This window comes from Niastella sp. OAS944, from assembly GCA_024809215.1.
GTDB lineage: Bacteria > Bacteroidota > Bacteroidia > Chitinophagales > Chitinophagaceae > Niastella.
Genome location: JANUBW010000001.1, coordinates 1,667,738 through 1,686,231, shown reverse-complemented (window position 1 = coordinate 1,686,231; position 18,494 = coordinate 1,667,738). Strand labels below are relative to the sequence as shown.

Below are 18,494 nucleotides of genomic sequence, written 5' to 3'. Positions count from 1 at the left end.
CCAATTGGTTATAACATGCCGGAATCTGCAAAGCTATAATAGCCGTTCTCACTAACTATAATATGATCAAAGAGGCAAATATCGAACAGGTTCGAGGCCTCTTTTAATTTTTTGGTAAGTTCCTGATCGGCCCGGCTGGGTTGTAAATTACCCGAGGGATGATTATGACAAAGGATCAGGCTTACGGCATCTTCTAGTAACGCTTTCTTAAGAATAATGCGGGGATCGGCAATAGTGCTGGTAATACCACCCTGGCTTATAATTTCAAAATGATTGATACGGTTGCCGCGGTTTAAATACGCCACGGCAAAAACCTCATACGGCAGGTCTTGAAAAAGGGCCTGTAGGTGCGTAGCTATGTCGCGGCTGCTTCGCACCAAAGGTTTTTCAAGGGAAAGCGAAGCATGCCGGCGACGACCCAATTCGAGGGCTGCGGTAATGGTAATTGCCTTCACTTTTCCTATTCCTTTTATGCGCGTCATTTCCTGTATGGTAACTTTACCTAGTTCATTTAGGTTGTTCTTGCCCAGTCGAAGAACCTCTTTTGCCAGTTCAATGGCATTCTTTTCTCGATTACCGTTTCCGATGAGTATGGAGAGGAGTTCTGAGTCGCTCAAAGTAGCCGGATTTTTCCCAAGTAGCTTTTCCCGTGGCCGGTCGTCCTTAGCCCATTTTTTTATTGAAAATTTTAGGTCTTGCATAGTTCAAATATTTGCAGTACTTTTCGGACAAATACTATAATAACCACAAAATGTACTTTATTTACTAAATTGTGCGTTATTTTAAAATAAATCCAAATCTTATTAAGAATATATAATCTATATCCCCATGAATAGAAAGACTACTCTGGCCGCTATTGGAGGTTACCAACCCTTCCTGTTTTGCATTGGAATGTATTTTGTAGCCCTTTTCTTCTCTATTTTTATTTGTTCCGCTATTTTTTATGCTTTTTATCCGAAGAAGTCGATCGCCAAAGAGGCAGGTGCTTCGCATAAAACAGCTATTGTTGAACCCGGCGGACCAAGAATGCTGCTGACAGTTACCAAGTAATACGATTTTTGGGGATGCACCGGATAATCAATAACCATTGATAATGCTATTTTTCTGTATTAAGTTCGAAATAAATTTTTTGTACTAAGGTTATCGGGCAATTACCAAAGCTTCGTTTATCTTCGCCGCACATTTTACAGCGGTATGCAAATGTCAATCAAGATCTTCTCAGGCACAGGCTCGCAATACCTGGCTGAGAAAATAGCTCAGAAATTCGGGGCCGCCCTTGGAAAAATCACGATTTCTAAGTTCAGCGACGGAGAAATTCAGCCTGTATTCCAGGAGAGTATCCGTGGCGACATGGTTTTCCTGGTGCAAAGCACTTTTGCCCCGGCAGAAAATATGCTGGAATTATTATTGATGATCGACGCCGCCCGGCGGGCTTCGGCCTACAAGGTGGTGGCTGTAATACCTTATTACGGCTACGCCCGGCAAGACCGAAAGGATAAACCCCGTGTGGCAATTGGTTCTAAGCTGATGGCCAATATGTTAGTGGCTGCCGGCGCCGATCGCGTAATTACCATGGACCTGCACGCTCCGCAGATCCAGGGGTATTTCGACATTCCCGTTGATCACCTCGACAGTTCTGCTATTTTTATTCCATACATCCAGCAACTTCAGTTGGAAAACCTTACCTTTGCGGCCCCTGACGTGGGAAGTGCCAACCGGATACGCGAAATTGCATCCTATTTTAATGCTGAAATGGTGATCTGCGATAAGCACCGTAAACGGGCCAATGAAATAGCCAGCATGGTAGTAATTGGTGATGTTACCGGCCGGGATGTAGTGCTGATAGATGATATTTGCGATACAGGGGGCACACTGGCCAAAGCAGCCGGTTTGCTAAAGGAAAAAGGAGCACGCAGCGTTCGCGCATTGTGTACACACCCGGTTTTGAGCGGAAATGCATACTCAAATATTGAGAAAAGTGTGTTGGAAGAACTGGTAGTATGTGACACAATACCCATGAAGCAAAAGTTAGACAAAGTAAAGGTCTTAAGCGTGGCTGAACTGTTTGCTGTAGCAATACGCAATGCATATGAGAACAGAAGTATAACAGGGTTGTTCATACACAGTCAGCGAAGAAATAGCTAGTATTAGGAATTTATAAAACAATATAAACAATGAAATCAATTACAATCGAAGGACAACTGAGGACCGAAACCGGGAAAAAAGCCACCCGCCAACTTCGCTCTCAGGGATTGGTGCCTGGTGTAATTTACGGCGGTACAGAGGAAGTATCTTTTTCAGCTCCTCTGCTGGCTTTCAAACCCATCGTATATACCTCAGCTTTCCAGTTAGCCGAAATTAAAGTAGGTGGCAAAACCTACAAATGCATTTTGAAAGATCTGCAACTTGACAAGGTTACTGATCAACTGGCACACTGTGACTTCCTTGAGCTGGTAGCTGATAAAGCAGTTATTGCTACTATTCCTGTTAAGTTCACCGGAACTTCACAAGGGGTAAAAGATGGTGGCCGTCTTATCACTAAAGTAAAAGCTTTAAAAGTAAAGTCTTTGCCTCAGCACCTTAAAGAGAACATTGAAGTAGATATTACCAACCTCGAGTTGAATGGTAACATTCGTGTTGAAGATGTGAACGAGCCAGATTATGAGATCCTGAACTCACCACGTATTCCCATTGCATCTGTAGTAATGACACGTCAGTTGAAACAGGAAGAAGCTGCTGCTCCTGCTGCTGGTAAAGCTCCTGCAGCTAAAGCACCTGCTGCCGCTGCTGCAAAAGCACCTGCTGCAAAAAAGTAAGATAATTCAATGCATATAAAGCCCGGGTAATTCCGGGCTTTTAAGTCAAAATAAGAAGGTCAAGTGAGTCACATGCGGTACTGAGAAAAAGGAATCCATTGACGCATTTGACCCTTTTTACTGATCTGACCACCCGATTGAACAGGCTCATTTTACCAATTTGACCTTTGATTCTTTAGACTGTTTTGATCATTTTTGGCCTTTTTCTGCATATCTGCTTACCCCACCACCAGACAGTTGATAGTTAAATATTGCCCACTATGAAATTCCTGTTGATAGGCTTAGGTAATATAGGCGATGATTATGTGTATACCCGTCACAACATAGGTTTTGATGTAGTGGATGCTTTTACCCAAAAACACGGGGGCTTTTTTGGGGTGGGAAGGCTGGCACATGTTTGTGAGATGAAATGGAAGGGCAAAAAGTTGATCATAATCAAGCCCACCACGTTCATGAACCTAAGTGGAAAGGCTGTAAAGTATTGGATGGAAAAAGAATCCGTCGCTTTGGAACAATTATTGGTAATAGTAGACGATATTGCATTACCGCTTTCCCGCATACGGCTTCGATCTTCGGGTAGTAGTGCCGGTCATAACGGATTGCGGAGTATTGAGGAGACCCTTCTAACCGATAATTATCCCCGATTACGATTCGGAGTCGGTAACAATTTCCCCAAAGGAGGGCAGGCGGATTTTGTACTTAGCCGCTGGACGCCCGAGGAATCGCCCTTAGTAAAACGAAAGGTTGAAAAATGTGTGGAAGTGGTAGAGAATTTTATCACCATTGGCATCGAACGAACTATGAATGAAGCGAATAAATTGGAGTTTACACTATGATTTGTTAATTTGAATCTTTATTTTCGCAATGCCAATATCTATGGCCCACGTACCCCCGGCTTTTCCAGGCGCATGAAACTTGAAAACAATTATCTCAATTAAACCCTTTGTTGAGTATGAAAATTTTCTGTGTAGGCCGTAATTATGTGGCTCACGCAAAAGAATTGGGTAACGAGGTTTCAGATGAACCTATCGTTTTTATGAAACCTAAAAGTGCTTTACTGCAGGCTCATACCCCTTTTTATTACCCCGAGTTCACTAATGAATTGCATTATGAATGTGAACTGGTATTGCGTATATCGAAGAATGGTAAATACATACAGGACAGGTTTGCCAGTAAGTATTATGATGCTGTAACTGTTGGTATCGACTTTACCGCCCGCGATATTCAAAACGAACTGAAGGAAAAGGGTCTTCCCTGGGAGAAAGCAAAAGCCTGGGATAACTCGGCCGTAATTGGCAAGTGGATTCCGTTAACGAATATCAAAAACAAAAAAGACATCAACTTCTGTTTATATAAGAATAAAGAACTGGTGCAGCAGGGTAACTCAGGTTTAATGATCAATAACTTTGATAAAGTAGTTGCTTACATTTCCAATTACTTTTCAGTGAACATTGGCGACCTGGTATTTACCGGCACACCGGCCGGAGTAGGAGAGTGTGTAGTTGGTGACGAGCTGGAAGCTTTTATTGAAGACGACAGCCTATTAAGTTTAGAGATCAAATAACAAATAGATCATCATTACAAGGAAATAGCCTTTCCCGATTCCTCGGGAGAGGCTTTTTTATGCCTGAAATCTGAGGACTTCCGACGTCTTTTTTCCAAACTAACGATTGTTATTGTTATTTTTGTCGGTTAACTATGATGCATACCGACATATTATTAAAGGCCTACCGGCTTATGTGCACTGCAAAAGCTATGGCCGAAACCTATGAAGCAAACCGTACCGCCTGTAAATATGTTCATTCTACATCCCGTGGCCATGAAGCTATTCAGCTGGCCGCGGCCTTTCAATTACTGCCATGTGATTTTGTAAGCCCCTATTACCGCGATGAAAGCATTCTGCTGGGATTGGGTTTTGCGCCTTATCAGCTGATGTTACAGCTGCTGGCCAAACGTGATGATATATTTACGGGGGGGCGCGAATATTATGGCCACCCCAACTATCGTGGCAACGATAAACCTACTATCATACACCAGAGCAGCGCCACCGGTATGCAGGTAATTCCCACTACCGGTATTGCCCAGGGAATTCAATACCTTGAACAAATAAACTCCGATAGAATAGTATATGGCCCCAATGGTGAAAAGCCCGTTGTTATTTGTTCCCTGGGCGATGCCAGCGTAACGGAAGGCGAAGTAAGCGAAGCCCTGCAGTTTGCCATATTGAAAAAGCTGCCGGTGATTTACCTGGTGCAGGATAATAACTGGGGTATAAGCGCCAGCGCCGAAGAGGTACGGGTAATGGATGCATATGATTATGCCGCCGGTTTCCCCGGGCTCGACAGGGTGCGCATTGATGGAAGCAATTTTGAAGAAAGCTTCGATACCATGCACCGGGTGGTGCAGTATGTTCGGCAACATAGAACACCGTACCTGGTTCAGGCCAAAGTGCCATTGCTGGGGCATCATACCAGTGGGGTACGTAAAGAGTTTTATCGTACACAAGAGGACCTAGAAAAACATGCCGTAAACGATCCTGGGCCCAAATTACGCCTGCGATTGCAACACCTTGGTGTTGATGAGGGCCATTTACAAGCCATAGAAAAGGACGCCTGGGAAGCTGTGAGAAATCAGTTTCAGGAGGCAATACAAGCGCCTGAACCCGACCCCGCAACCGTAACCGATCATGTTTTTGTACCAACGCCTATTACCCACGAAAAAGGACAGCGCCAGCCGGCAGGGGCAGAAAAAATTATAATGGTTGATGCGGCGCTTTTTGCCATCAGGGAGATCATGGAAGAGTTTCCCGAAGCTATGTTATACGGGCAGGATGTTGGCCGCCGCCTGGGTGGTGTTTTTCGCGAAGCCGCCACATTGGCTGAACGGTTCAGTGACGTGCGTGTTTTTAATACTGCCATTCAGGAAGCATATATCATTGGCTCAACCGTAGGAATGAGTGCGGTAGGCGTAAAGCCTATTGTTGAAGTACAGTTTGCAGATTATATATACCCCGGCTTTAATCAACTGGTTACTGAGATCTCTAAATCATGTTACCTCAGTTGCGGTAAGTTCCCTGTTCAAACAGTAATACGGGTGCCTATTGGCGCTTATGGTGGTGGAGGCCCTTATCATAGTGGCAGCGTTGAGTCTACGTTATTGACGGTAAAAGGCATTAAAGTCGTTTATCCTTCCAACGCGGCCGATATGAAAGGATTGATGAAAGCCGCATTCCTCGATCCCAATCCGGTTGTAATGCTTGAACATAAAGGACTTTACTGGAGTAAAGTACCCGGCACTGAAGATGCTAAAACTGTTGAACCATCGCGCGATTATGTATTGCCGCTTGGTAAGGCTGCATTGGCGGTGCAGGCCGATGATAGGAATATTGAAACCGGAGAATCATGTTGCATCATAACGTATGGCATGGGTGTGTATTGGGCAAAATCTGCTGCGAAACATTTTCCCGGTCAGCTGGATATTATCGATTTACGTACCCTCTTTCCCCTCGATGAAAATCTCGTCTTTGAACGGGTAAAAAAACATGGCAAATGTTTGGTGCTTACCGAAGAACAACAAAACAATTCTTTTGCTGAAGCCTTAGCTGCAAGAATATCACGTGCCTGTTTTCAATGGCTCGATGCACCGGTGGAAGTATTAGGTGCATTAAATGTACCGGCTGTGCCCATGAATATGCAACTTGAGCAGGCAATGTTACCTAATGGTGAAAAAGTTACGGCTGCAATTAAGCAATTATTACAATGGTGATTATAGTTGTTACGTAACGTTACAAGATAATTTTATTTCCCCTTCTATTCTACAAGATAACTAGGTTGTCTCGTACATCCTATCCTTCTGCCGTTTATAATATTTTAACACGCAGCGTATAATAAAATTTGTCTTATTTACGTAGAGTTACGTACTTCAAACCACCTAAGCAGCCATGAAAAACAGATACCTTAAGGGGGCCCATCTTTCTGAGCGGAAAGTAAGGGAACTTATTAAATTATTCTCGGAAGATCTGACAGCCACACAGATCGCAAACATTACAGGGATTAGTCGAATTACGGTAAATGCGTACTTCAAACTAATTCGTACACACATTGCAAAGTTTTGCGAAGAGAGGAATCCATTTCATTTTACTAATGGAATCGTTCATCACGCATCGGAGAATGGAACAGTAGCCAGTAATGGCGCTGGTTCAAAGAAGTCGTTCTATGGAATATTCAAGAACGATGAAACCATTCATACCGATAAGATCGCAAACATCGATGCAGAGTGGATGTACGATTGGTTAAAAGGAAAAACAGAAGGCGAGAAAAATCTTTTAGAACAGTACCGCCTGAACGTTTACAACGGCATTGCCGACTTCAACAGCATCAGGTTATACCGGGTAAATGAATCAGTACCCAGTGTAACCAGAGGCAAGTCGCATATCGATGAGATCGATATGTTTTGGGGTATGCTGAAATCGCGGTTGATAAAATTCCGCGGATTAAACAGCGGCACGCTCTACCTCCATGTTAAAGAAACAGAATTCAGGTACAATTACAGGGAAAATGATCTTTTTGAACTGCTGATGGACATATTGCATAAACGACCATTGCATTATTCCAAAGCTGTACGATAGTAGCGTAACGAAATCAGTGAACGGTAAGCGAATTACTCGCAATACATGTTTTACTTTTCGCGTTTACGTAAAACAAACTCCGGGGATTTTTTTCTATAGCCTACTGCAACTCATCCCTGGATCAATATAAAACCAGTTGCGGTAATAGAATTTTTCTCATGTGACTCGCAGCCCCTATTCCTAGGGGCTGCCTCTTTTATGTTTTGTCGTAAGTGTAGTTATTGTTCCCTGGGAGCAGTAACATATTTATAGATCATTTCCGAAACTTCGGCCATCGCTTTTTTTGCCTGTTCTTCCTTTTTAAGGTTTTTTGACAGCAACACCAACACATATTTCTTCCCATTGGGCAGTAATACTATGCCCGAATCGTGCTGCACATTGGTGATGTTGCCTGTTTTATGCGCCACCTTAACGTCCTTTGGTAAGCGGGCAGGTATGATCTCATTGAACTGCTGATTTAATAGAATTTTAATCATGGCTTGAGAAGAAGCGCTGTCTACAATTTCGCCCCTGGCCATTTTCTCAAATATCACCATCAGGTCCTTGGCGGTAGTAACATTGTTTAATCCTTTTGCAAAAGCTTTCGAATCTTCAACACCGCGTAAAACCTGAATTTTATGGGCGCCCAGCTGTCGCATGGTTTGTGTAACCTTACGGGCATTCACCAGCTCAATAACCATATTGGTTGCGAGGTTACTGCTCGAAATGATCATATCATAAACAAGACTGTACAATGTTCTTTTTTCACCAAGGTGTTTGTAAAGCTCTTTTTCGCTATCGTCATTGGCATTTAGGATAAAGCTGCTGCTGTCTACAATACTTTTAAACTCATTTCTTAAAGTAATGGAGTCATTCAAATTGAAAATACCGGCTGCAGCCTGTTTGTATACTTCAATCATTACCGGAGTTTTCATAGTGCTGGCTGCATGAAAGAAAGTTTGTTCATTTATCAGTAATGAGTCGCCCGTAGTGAGGTCTTTAAACGCTACTGCAAAATCACCTGGTTGTTCTGCCAGTTTTGCACTGATCTCATCTTTAAGTTTATGTAATGTCATACGATTTGAGCAGGCGCAAAGCAGGAATAAGCTACAAATGAGAACGGAGATTTTGGGATAATTGGTCATACCCCTGAAGTTATAGTTTTACTGGTAAAAAGTTAGGCTGGTTTTCTGAAAAAAATATTACCTTGACATATAGGTATAAAACCTAATTTCTGAAACTTATTTCAATGCTTCAAAATCAATTGCTGTTCCTTGTTGATGATGATATAGACGATCATGAAATTTTCAAATCGGCTTTGGCGAAAGTTGATGACCACCTTGCCTTACAAACTGCAACCAATGGCTACGAAGCACTGGAAGCGCTTTCAAATGCAGACACATTACCCGACTATATTTTTGTTGATCTTAATATGCCGCGCATGGGCGGAATGCAATTTCTGAAAGAAATAAAGCAAACAGAAACATTAAAGGACATTCCGGTGATCATTTATACTACCAGTTCAAACCCCGGCGATATTGCCAAAACAAAAGAATTAGGGGCTGTATCATTTGTAACAAAGCCATCCCGTTTTTCTGAACTTTGCAGCTTTTTGCAATCACTGGTTTCTTAACAGCAGTTAAGTTGTATGGCGCATGCAAAAAGAGTGATTATAGTTGCTCTATTACACCTTTAAATACCGGGCTTAACTTTTGATCGGCTTTACCGGCAACAGCAATTATTTCTTCAATGTTTACAGCATGCAGGTTGTCGGGATCGCATTCATCGGTTATAACACTAACAGCCGCACAACGTAATCCTATCTGGTTGGCCACAATAACCTCAGGCACGGTGCTCATGCCTACCATGTCGGCGCCAATCACCCGCAGGAAACGGTACTCTGCTTTTGTTTCAAGATTAGGGCCCGGTACTGCTACATATACGCCTTGCTTCAGCGGTACCGATAATTCTAATGCCGTTTTAATAAATAGCTTACTAATTTTTTCGTCATAAGGCTGGCTCATATCGGGAAATCGGGGGCCCAGGGCGGGTTCATTCAAACCACGCAACGGATTTTCCGGTTGCATGTTTATATGATCGGTCAACAATACGATGTCGCCTTTTTTGTATTCGGGGTTCATGCCACCGGCTGCATTGCTCAGCAGCAAACTGGTTACGCCTAATGCTTTAAACACTCTTACCGGAAAGGTAATTTGTTGCATGCTATAACCCTCATAGTAATGAAAGCGGCCCTGCATGATGAGGATCTTTTTATTGGCAACAGAGGCAAGTATCAGTTTTCCCTTATGCGATTCAACGGTGGAGGTAGCAAAATGCGGGATGTCGTTGTATGAAATTTGTTGCTCCACTGTAACCCGGTCAATAAATGAGCCCAGGCCCGTGCCTAATACTATTGCCGTGCTGGCACCTGTAAAGCCTTTATCTTCTAAAAAGCGGGCAGTTTGTGCAATTTTTTCAATGATTTGGTCCATCCCGTAATTTTTTTTCAAAATAAAGGTTTCCCAGGGTTATTTTGAAGCATTTGGATATTTTTATTGCGCTTTGTATAAAGCATTAAGAAGCTTTTAATGGGCTGAGCTATATTCTTTTTAATGATTATGATTTATATTGCCAATCCTATAGAATTAGTAGGATAATAGTGTTTTGAACTTTAAGAAAATGTCAAATACAGATGAGCAAAGCGTATGTTTCATTCTTCCTGCTTAGTGTAAGTTTATTTTTGCAGCCTGGCAACAGTTTCGGTCAACAGGCAAAAGCTGACCGGCCCAATATTATATTCATCTTGGCCGATGATATGGGGTATGGCGATTTGGGTTGTTATGGACAGCGTTTGATACAAACCCCCAACCTCGATGCAATGGCAAAACAGGGGCTGCGGTTTACCCAGTTTTATGCGGGCACAGCTGTATGCGCACCCTCACGCTCATCGTTACTTACCGGTCAACATACAGGTCATACACCTATCCGTGGTAATAAAGGGGTAGAACCCGAAGGGCAATGGCCAATTCCCGACTCTGCAATTACCATTGCTGAGGTATTAAAAAAGGGCGGGTATGTTACCGGTGACTTCGGTAAATGGGGATTAGGCCCGGTGGCTTCAACCGGCGATCCTATAAAGCAGGGGTTCGATAAGTTCTATGGTTATAATTGTCAGTCGAAGGCGCATAATTACTTCCCCGATCATTTATGGGAGAACGATACCCGTGTTGATTTTCCGGGTAATAAGCCACCATTGTTCAGCGATTATTCTGCAGATCTGATACAACAGAAGGCGCTTTCATTTATTAAAGAGCAAAAAGACAAACCTTTCTTTTTATTTCTATCGTATACATTACCACATGCTGGCTTGCAGGCGCCAAAAGGCGATAGCCTGTTGGCAAAGTATAAAAAGCTGTTTAAGGAAGAAGAACAACCAATCCCCGATGAAATGTGGACGGGCAAGGGATATCAACCCCAGTCGTTCCCACGTGCAGCATATGCTGCTATGGTGAGTAGGTTGGATGTTTATGTAGGACAGGTGCTGCAGAAATTACGTGAATACGGTATCGATAAAAATACCCTGGTAATATTCTCAAGTGATAATGGCCCGCATAAAGAAGGTGGTAACGACCCGGCATATTTCAAAAGCAGTGGTCCTTTCCGTGGAATAAAAAGAGATCTGTATGAAGGCGGTATTCGCGAACCATTTATTGCCTGGTGGCCTGGTAAAATAAAGGCTGGCGCTACATCCGATTATGCAGGTGCGTTTTATGACCTGTTACCCACGTTTGCCGAACTGGCAAAACAACCGCAACCCAAAGGCATCGACGGTATTTCAATAGTTCCTGCTTTATTGGGACAAAAGAATGCGCCCGCTCATCCCTGGTTGTATTGGGAGTTTCATGAGCAAGGCGGAAAACAGGCAGTGCGTATGGGTAAATGGAAAGGAGTAAAGTTAAATGCCGCCGCCAACCCCAATGGCCCTATTGAATTATACGACCTTCAAACTGATGTTGCTGAAAAAAATAATGTGGCAGACAAACATCCCGATGTTGTTGCTGAAATAAAGAAGATCATGCAGGAGCAACATCGCGAAAGCCCCGATTTTCCTTTATTTGCAAAACCGGCTGACGTTAATTAGTAAAAGAAATTGATATTAAAGTATATGAATAAGCTCACCTGGTTTTGTGTTTTGATAACTGCTGTAGGGTTTACTGCATGTAAACAATCGAGCGGTACAGCAACTGTAAGAAAAGATGTGATCCCTGCAGGTGATACGGTGATGTCATGTACTTCTAATATTCCTTCGCGTTTTGCTGCAAATACATCTACCGATACCATTGTAGCCAGTGGCAATAGCTCATATGATGGTATGGTTAAAATTCCCGGTGGCGATTTTTTAATGGGGGCTGCTGATAAAGAAGGGCGGCCAGATGAATATCCGCAACATGCCGTTCATGTTGACGGTTTTTATATGGATGCTACCGAAGTTACCAATGCCATGTTTATGAAGTTTGTAAAAGCAACCGGTTATAAAACAACGGCTGAGCGTACACCCGATTGGGAAGAATTAAAAAAGCAATTACCACCAGGCACACCCAAACCGGCCGATAGTTTACTGGTAGCAGCATCGTTGGTATTTACGCCACCTTCGCAAGCCATACAATTAAATGATGTTAGCCAGTGGTGGCAATGGGTAAAAGGGGCCGACTGGCGTCATCCGCAAGGGCCTGGTAGCAGTATTAGAGGAAAGGAAAATTTACCGGTAGTGCAGGTATCGTGGGATGATGCCATGGCATATGCAAAATGGGCCGGAAAACGTTTACCTACAGAAGCAGAGTGGGAGTGGGCAGCAAGGGCCGGGTTAACCAATCAACCATTTACCTGGGGCGCCGAGCCCATCGATAAAGGGCAACCGAAAGCAAACACATGGCAGGGACATTTCCCCGATCGTAATACCACAACAGATGGCTATGCACGTGTGTCGCCGGTAAAAACATTCGCAGCCAATGCATACGGCTTGTTTGATGTTGCCGGTAATGTATGGGAGTGGTGCTCCGATTGGTATCGCTCAGATTATTATTCGCAAACAAACGCCAAAAAGTTAATAAATCCTGCCGGACCCGCTGTCAGCTACGACCCCGAAGAACCTACGGTTCCCAAACGGGTAGTTCGTGGCGGTTCTTTCTTGTGCCATGCTTCCTATTGCGCCAGCTACCGGGTTAGCGCTCGTATGAAAACATCGCCCGACACAGGGCTGGAGCATACCGGGTTTAGGTGTGTAAAAAACTAATTCCTACAATAACTCTTTTCAGTACCATAAGCTGGTGGCAATAGCCACCAAACTGGTATATTAATCTACTCTTTAATACCTGGGCACCGGCGAACGGAACGCGCATGTTCTCAACTTCCGTTCAGTAAAGAAATGTCTCAGATAACCAGTTATTTCGGTACACCGTTCACTTCTTTTTACCCGGATTTTAGAAAAAAATATATGAGGGCGGCGCTTTTTTATTTTTGCAAAAACGTTTTAGAAGTGTAATATTGTTACAAATTTACTGGTACTGACACTCTATGAGTACGTTTAAATTAACTGATTACATGAGAGCATTTATTTGTCTTGCCATCGCTTTTTTTAGCATTAGTTCCCACGCACAGGTAGTTCAAAACACCATTGAACCCGTAGATTATGTAAACCCTTTAATGGGTACCGATTCAAAGATCGGCCTCTCCAACGGAAATACTTATCCAGCTATCGCCTTGCCCTGGGGTATGAACTTTTGGGTGCCCCAAACCAATACCATGGGTAATGGCTGGACGTATCAGTATGGCGCCGATAAGATCCGCGGGTTTAAACAAACCCATCAGCCATCGCCCTGGATAAACGATTATGGGCAATTCAGCATTATGCCGGTTACTAAACACCTTAATTTTGACCAGGATAAGCGGGCCAGCTGGTTCTCGCATAAAACAGAACAATCAAGCCCTTACTATTACAGTGTTTACCTGGCCGACGCCGACGTTACAACTGAGATAACGCCAACAGAAAGAGCTGCCCAGTTACGATTCACCTATCCGGCATGCGATAGTTCATTTATTGTTATTGATGCCTTTGATAAAGGCTCCTACATTAAAATTATTCCGGCCGAACGAAAGATCATTGGCTATTCATCTGCCAACAGCGGTGGAGTGCCTGCCGGCTTCAAAAACTATTTCGTTGTTTACTTCGACAAGAATTTTACCATAGCCCATACCTGGCATAGTAAAACATTAGCTAAGGATACGCTTGAATACAATGCAGATCATACTGGTGCTATCATTGGTTTTAAAACAACAAAAGGCGAACAGGTGCATGTAAGAACAGCTTCTTCATTCATTAGTTTTGAACAGGCTGAATTAAATGCGCAAAGAGAATTGGGCAAAGATTCTTTTGATGCTACCTGCAAAAAAGGCCGTCAGGTTTGGAACCGCGAGTTAGGCCGTTTAATTGCAGAAGGCGGTACGCCCGACCAGTTGCAAACTTTTTACTCCTGCTTGTACCGGGTGCTGTTGTTCCCACGCAAATTCTTTGAATACAATAAGAACAATGAGGTAGTGCATTACAGTCCGTACAACGGCCAGGTATTACCAGGCTATATGTTTACCGACAATGGCTTTTGGGATACATTCAGGGCTGTGTTCCCTTTCTTTACGCTTATGTACCCAACGTTAAACAGCCAGATCATGCAGGGGCTTGTAAATACTTACAAGGAAAGTGGCTGGTTGCCCGAATGGGCCAGTCCGGGCCATCGCGATTGTATGATAGGGTCAAACTCCGCCTCCCTCATTGCCGATTCGTACATAAAGGGAATACGCGGTTATGATATCAATACCTTGTATGAGGCGGTTTTAAAAAATACGGAAAATGAAGGACCGCTTACTTCGGTGGGAAGAAAAGGGGTGAAGTATTATAACGAATTGGGTTATGTGCCTTATGATGTAAAGATCAACGAGAACGCAGCCCGTACTCTGGAATATGCGTATGATGACTTTACCATATTACAACTGGCAAAAAGTTTAAACAGGCCAAAAGAAGAAATTGACCGGTTTGCAAAACGCAGTATGAACTACCGCAACCTATTCGATCCTTCTACGTTGCTGATGCGTGGTAAAAACAAAGATGGTCAATTTCAATCGCCATTCAATCCTTTTAAATGGGGCGATGCATTTACCGAGGGCAATAGTTACCATTATACCTGGAGTGTTTTTCACGATGTACAGGGGCTGGCTAACCTAATGGGTGGATCAAAGATGTTTACCAAAATGCTTGATACGGTTTTTGCACTGCCACCGGTATTTGATGAAAGTTATTATGGGGGCGTTATACATGAGATCCGTGAAATGCAGATCATGAACATGGGACAATATGCACATGGCAACCAGCCCATTCAACATATGATCTATTTGTACAACTATGGCGGCGAACCCTGGAAAACACAATACTGGATCAGGCAGGTGATGAATAAATTATACCATGCTACACCCGATGGATATTGCGGTGATGAGGACAACGGACAAACTTCTGCCTGGTATGTATTTTCAGCAATGGGCTTTTATCCTGTTTGCCCCGGTACAACCCAATACGTTTTTGGCACACCGCTGTTCAAAAAAATGACACTCAGTTTTGAGAACGGGAAAAAGCTGGTAATACAGGCGCCTGCTACAGACAAAAGCACATTTTATATACATAATATTTCATTGAACGGAACTACGCATACAAAGAACTGGATAGATCATAGTCAACTACAAAAAGGAGGCACACTGCTATACGATGTAAAGAAAGCGCCATCCTACACAAGAGGAACAACACCGGCCGCATATCCATTTTCAGTAACACCGGCATCTGCCAAATAAGATTATAACCGTATGAAAAAGGTATCCATAAAAGATATTGCCTCAATGGCGGGCGTGGCATCTTCAACCGTATCATTTGTATTGAATGGTAAGGCACGTAAAATGCGCATCAGCGAAACCGTTGAAAAGCGTGTGTTGGAAGTTGCCCGTAATGCTGGTTACTATCCCAACCAGCTTGCTATTAGTTTACGTACCGGTAAATCAAAAACGCTGGGGCTGATCGTTGAGAATATCGGGAACATTTTTTTTGCTACCCTGGCCAAAACTATTGAAGAAGAAGCAGAGCAATATGGTTACCGGGTTGTGTATTGCAGTACCGAAAATAATGCTTCAAAAGGGAAGGAGTTGATCAATATGCTTTCGCAACGGCAGGTAGATGGTTATTTGATAACACCGGCGCCGCATATGGAAGAAGATATTCAACAATTGGTTCAGCTGCAACGGCCGGTGGTATTGATAGATCGTTATTTGCCAGAGGTAGAAGCGTCACATGTGTTGGTGAACAATGCCGAAGCGGTTGCACAGGGTATGTCGCATTTATTTGCCCAGGGGTATAAAGAAATAGGTTTTGTTACTGTAGACCTCGATGTTATGCAAATGGAACAGCGGCTCGATGGTTATATTGGGGCGCTTTCTAAAGAAGGCATCCGCCTTAACAAAGACATCATTCTTAAAATTCCATATACCCATCAACGCGAAGAAGCAGTTGAGCTTATAGAATCATTATTGCAGAATAACCCACAGTTGGAAGCGTTGTTTTTTGCCACCAACTATCTTGGCATATTAGGCCTGGAAAGTATTACCAGGTTAAAAATGGCAATTCCGCAGGACATTGCTGTTATCAGTTTCGACGATCATGATATTTTCAGATTATACCCGCCTGGTATTACAAGTATTCAACAACCAGTGGAGGCAATTGCCAAAAAAGCAGTTGCGTTATTGATGGAACAATGCGAGAATGCAGAAAATAATTTACAAAAAACAGAGGTTGAACTTGCTGCTAAATTAATAGTGAGAGGATCAACATAACACCACTGTTTTGCCGTGAATTGATAATAATGCCAGGTTAATGTTACCGCGTTGGCCTGGCAATTTTTTTTCTAATGCTCAACAGGTAAGATTACTGTAAAGGTAGCGCCCTGGCCTGGTTCGCTTTGCGCTGTTATAATTCCGTAATGGTGATCAACTATCTTTTTACATAAGGCAAGGCCAATGCCTGTTCCACTATAGGTACGTTGGTTGTTGAGGCGTTGAAATATAATGAATATCTGGTCGGCATGCTGTTGTTCAAAACCGATACCGTTATCTGTAAATGTTAATTGAATATAATCCCCGTCTTTAATTAAATGAGGATACTTATGAACTTCCTCTGGGGAAAGAGCCCGGGATGAAATGGCTATTTGTGGATTTACCTCTGAAAATTTTAAAGAGTTGCTGATGAGGTTTGCGAAAAGCTGATGTAACTGTAAGGGTATGCCTTTTATTGTAGGCAGATCTGTATGAGATATTATTGCCTTTTTTTGCTCAATCAGGAGTTCATAATCAGAAAGCACATCGTTTAAGATCTTATTCAGGTCGGTTGTTTCAAATTGTTCCCCTGTTTTGCTGAGCCGCGAATAATTCAGTACATCATTGATAAGGATCGACATCCGTTTGGCTGAGGTATATATCTTGTTGAAATATTTTTCCGTCAATTCCTTATCACCCAGGTTCTCCTTCACCATATCGGCAAAGGTTTGAATTTTGCGCAACGGCTCCTGAAGATCGTGACTGGCTATATAGGCAAATTGTTCCAGTTCATGATTCGACTTTTCCAGTGCCGAATTGGTTGTCACCAGCTCACTGGTACGTGCAAGTACCATGTTTTCCAGTTCATCCTTGGCTTTCTTTTGTTCAGTAATATCCAATAGGGTACCGAGTAAACGCAGCGGCTGATGTTTTTTATCGTAGATGGTTGTACCATTTACCCGTATCCATCGCTCGGTATTATCATTTCTAACCACGCGGGCTTCGTAGGAGATCTTACCGGTTCGCATGGCCAATTGAAAGGCCTGTTCAACCCGCGGCCGGTCAGCCGGATGTACCATTTGCATGAACAGTGTTTTATTCCACTGTACTGTTTTTGAATAGCCAAGTATTCTTCTATGTTCGGCTGAGGTAGTGGTAAGTCCGGTTTTCAGATCGAGGTCCCACATGCCCATTTCTGCTATTTCTACTGCAAGGCGCAGTCTTTCTTCGCTAACCCGCACCTTTTCTTCACTTTCACGTATGCGTTGTTCGGCTATTTTTTGTGCGGTAATGTCACGTGCTATTTTTGAGGCGCCAATAATAACGCCCTTACTGTTTTTCACCGGGGAAATACTTAATGAAATATCAAGTAGCCGCCCATCTTTAGTAACACGTTTTGTTTCAAAGTGGTCTATGCGTTCACCTCTTTTCAGGCGTTCCAGTATCAGGGGCTCTTCATCTAATCTGTCGGCTGGTATTATTCTGGTGATTGGGGTGCCTATCATCTCCTGCGAAGTGTGGCCAAATATTCTTTCGGCGCTTGTGTTCCAGCTGGTAATAATACCGTCTAATGTTTTACTGATGATAGCATCGTCAGATGACTGAACAATGGCAGTAAAATGTCTGTTTCTTTCGTCAATATTTTTGCGTTCGGTAATATCAATCAACATATTTACGCCACCTATCACATTACCCGAAGCGTTAAAAAAGGGCTTAGGGTTAAGTAAAATATTACGGATCTGGCCATCCGGCCGTTCAATAACGATCTCCACTTCATTAATTTCCCTGCCTTCTTTCAGCGCTGTTGCCATTGGGCTTTGGTTGTGCGGCATAGGGGTACCATCAAGATTATATGCTTTATAGAAACCGCACCACATGTCTTTGCCATGCTGGGGCTCGCGCCCCCAAAGATCAATGGCTGCCTGGTTGTAGGTAATAATGTATCCATTAACATCGCAGGTATAAATAGCTGCTGGTAATGCCTGAATAAGTTGAAGGTACTTGGCCTCAATCTCATTATATTCTACTGAATGTTTTGCATCGTCTGAAGCATTTGTTACACTTTTATTTATTCTTTTAGACTGAGGCATTGCTTTTGATTTCTTATTCTTGAAGTACATGCCTTATATGATTTTAAAAATTTATGCCAACATGCCAGCGTTGGGCTAAAT

At 43.1% G+C, this 18,494-nt stretch carries 16 protein-coding genes; 12 read left to right on the top strand and 4 right to left on the bottom strand.

Annotated features, from left to right (window positions below):
• Nucleotides 1–8: 8 nt before the first annotated feature.
• Nucleotides 9–701 carry a DNA repair protein RadC gene (radC, locus tag GGD38_RS06625; protein WP_375298801.1) on the bottom strand — a complete coding sequence of 231 codons (693 nt, stop codon included), beginning with the start codon at nt 699–701 and terminating at the stop codon, nt 9–11.
• 127 nt (nt 702–828) lie between these two features.
• Here radC and GGD38_RS06620 point away from each other — a divergent pair, with 127 nt between their 5' ends.
• The 7 genes from GGD38_RS06620 to GGD38_RS06590 all read left to right on the top strand — a co-directional run bounded on the left by GGD38_RS06620 (nt 829) and on the right by GGD38_RS06590 (nt 7,443).
• Nucleotides 829–1,050: a hypothetical protein gene (locus GGD38_RS06620; RefSeq protein WP_375298802.1), complete on the top strand. Its 222-nt coding sequence runs from the start codon at nt 829–831 to the stop codon at nt 1,048–1,050.
• 144 nt (nt 1,051–1,194) lie between these two features.
• Nucleotides 1,195–2,145: a ribose-phosphate diphosphokinase gene (locus GGD38_RS06615; RefSeq protein WP_375298803.1), complete on the top strand. Its 951-nt coding sequence runs from the start codon at nt 1,195–1,197 to the stop codon at nt 2,143–2,145.
• A gap of 29 nt (nt 2,146–2,174) precedes the next feature.
• Complete coding sequence (locus tag GGD38_RS06610; RefSeq protein WP_375298804.1) at nt 2,175–2,816, top strand: 50S ribosomal protein L25; 642 nt, start codon at nt 2,175–2,177, stop codon at nt 2,814–2,816.
• A 260-nt stretch (nt 2,817–3,076) separates the two neighbouring features.
• The gene (gene pth / locus GGD38_RS06605) at nt 3,077–3,652 is read left to right on the top strand and encodes an aminoacyl-tRNA hydrolase (RefSeq protein WP_375298805.1); all 576 of its coding nucleotides are present in this window, start codon (nt 3,077–3,079) and stop codon (nt 3,650–3,652) included.
• A 116-nt stretch (nt 3,653–3,768) separates the two neighbouring features.
• Nucleotides 3,769–4,380: a fumarylacetoacetate hydrolase family protein gene (locus GGD38_RS06600; protein ID WP_375298806.1), complete on the top strand. Its 612-nt coding sequence runs from the start codon at nt 3,769–3,771 to the stop codon at nt 4,378–4,380.
• 134 nt (nt 4,381–4,514) lie between these two features.
• A complete protein-coding gene (locus GGD38_RS06595) occupies nt 4,515–6,581 on the top strand; it encodes a thiamine pyrophosphate-dependent enzyme (protein ID WP_375303783.1) in 2,067 nt (688 codons plus the stop codon).
• A 175-nt stretch (nt 6,582–6,756) separates the two neighbouring features.
• The gene (locus GGD38_RS06590; protein WP_375298808.1) at nt 6,757–7,443 is read left to right on the top strand and encodes a hypothetical protein; all 687 of its coding nucleotides are present in this window, start codon (nt 6,757–6,759) and stop codon (nt 7,441–7,443) included.
• Between the two features lie 218 nt (nt 7,444–7,661).
• Here the strand turns inward: GGD38_RS06590 and GGD38_RS06585 are convergent, their stop codons facing one another.
• Entirely contained in the window at nt 7,662–8,498 is an 837-nt protein-coding gene (locus GGD38_RS06585; protein WP_375298809.1) for a serine hydrolase, read from the bottom strand.
• 173 nt (nt 8,499–8,671) lie between these two features.
• On the opposite strand from GGD38_RS06585, the gene GGD38_RS06580 reads away from it, so the two are divergent.
• Nucleotides 8,672–9,055, top strand: coding sequence for a response regulator (locus tag GGD38_RS06580; protein ID WP_375298810.1), 384 nt, complete (start codon nt 8,672–8,674; stop codon nt 9,053–9,055).
• 37 nt (nt 9,056–9,092) lie between these two features.
• Here the strand turns inward: GGD38_RS06580 and GGD38_RS06575 are convergent, their stop codons facing one another.
• The gene (locus GGD38_RS06575; RefSeq protein WP_375298811.1) at nt 9,093–9,914 is read right to left on the bottom strand and encodes a purine-nucleoside phosphorylase; all 822 of its coding nucleotides are present in this window, start codon (nt 9,912–9,914) and stop codon (nt 9,093–9,095) included.
• A 200-nt stretch (nt 9,915–10,114) separates the two neighbouring features.
• On the opposite strand from GGD38_RS06575, the gene GGD38_RS06570 reads away from it, so the two are divergent.
• From GGD38_RS06570 to GGD38_RS06555, 4 genes are all read left to right on the top strand, one after another.
• Complete coding sequence (locus tag GGD38_RS06570; protein WP_375298812.1) at nt 10,115–11,563, top strand: arylsulfatase; 1,449 nt, start codon at nt 10,115–10,117, stop codon at nt 11,561–11,563.
• A 24-nt stretch (nt 11,564–11,587) separates the two neighbouring features.
• A complete protein-coding gene (locus GGD38_RS06565; protein WP_375298813.1) occupies nt 11,588–12,715 on the top strand; it encodes a formylglycine-generating enzyme family protein in 1,128 nt (375 codons plus the stop codon).
• Between the two features lie 308 nt (nt 12,716–13,023).
• Entirely contained in the window at nt 13,024–15,315 is a 2,292-nt protein-coding gene (locus GGD38_RS06560; RefSeq protein ID WP_375298814.1) for a GH92 family glycosyl hydrolase, read from the top strand.
• Nucleotides 15,316–15,327: 12 nt separating this feature from the next.
• Nucleotides 15,328–16,344, top strand: a complete 1,017-nt coding sequence (locus GGD38_RS06555) for a LacI family DNA-binding transcriptional regulator (protein WP_375298815.1) — start codon at nt 15,328–15,330, stop codon at nt 16,342–16,344.
• A 71-nt stretch (nt 16,345–16,415) separates the two neighbouring features.
• Here the strand turns inward: GGD38_RS06555 and GGD38_RS06550 are convergent, their stop codons facing one another.
• Nucleotides 16,416–18,443 carry a PAS domain S-box protein gene (locus GGD38_RS06550; protein WP_375298816.1) on the bottom strand — a complete coding sequence of 676 codons (2,028 nt, stop codon included), beginning with the start codon at nt 18,441–18,443 and terminating at the stop codon, nt 16,416–16,418.
• Nucleotides 18,444–18,494 lie beyond the last annotated feature (51 nt).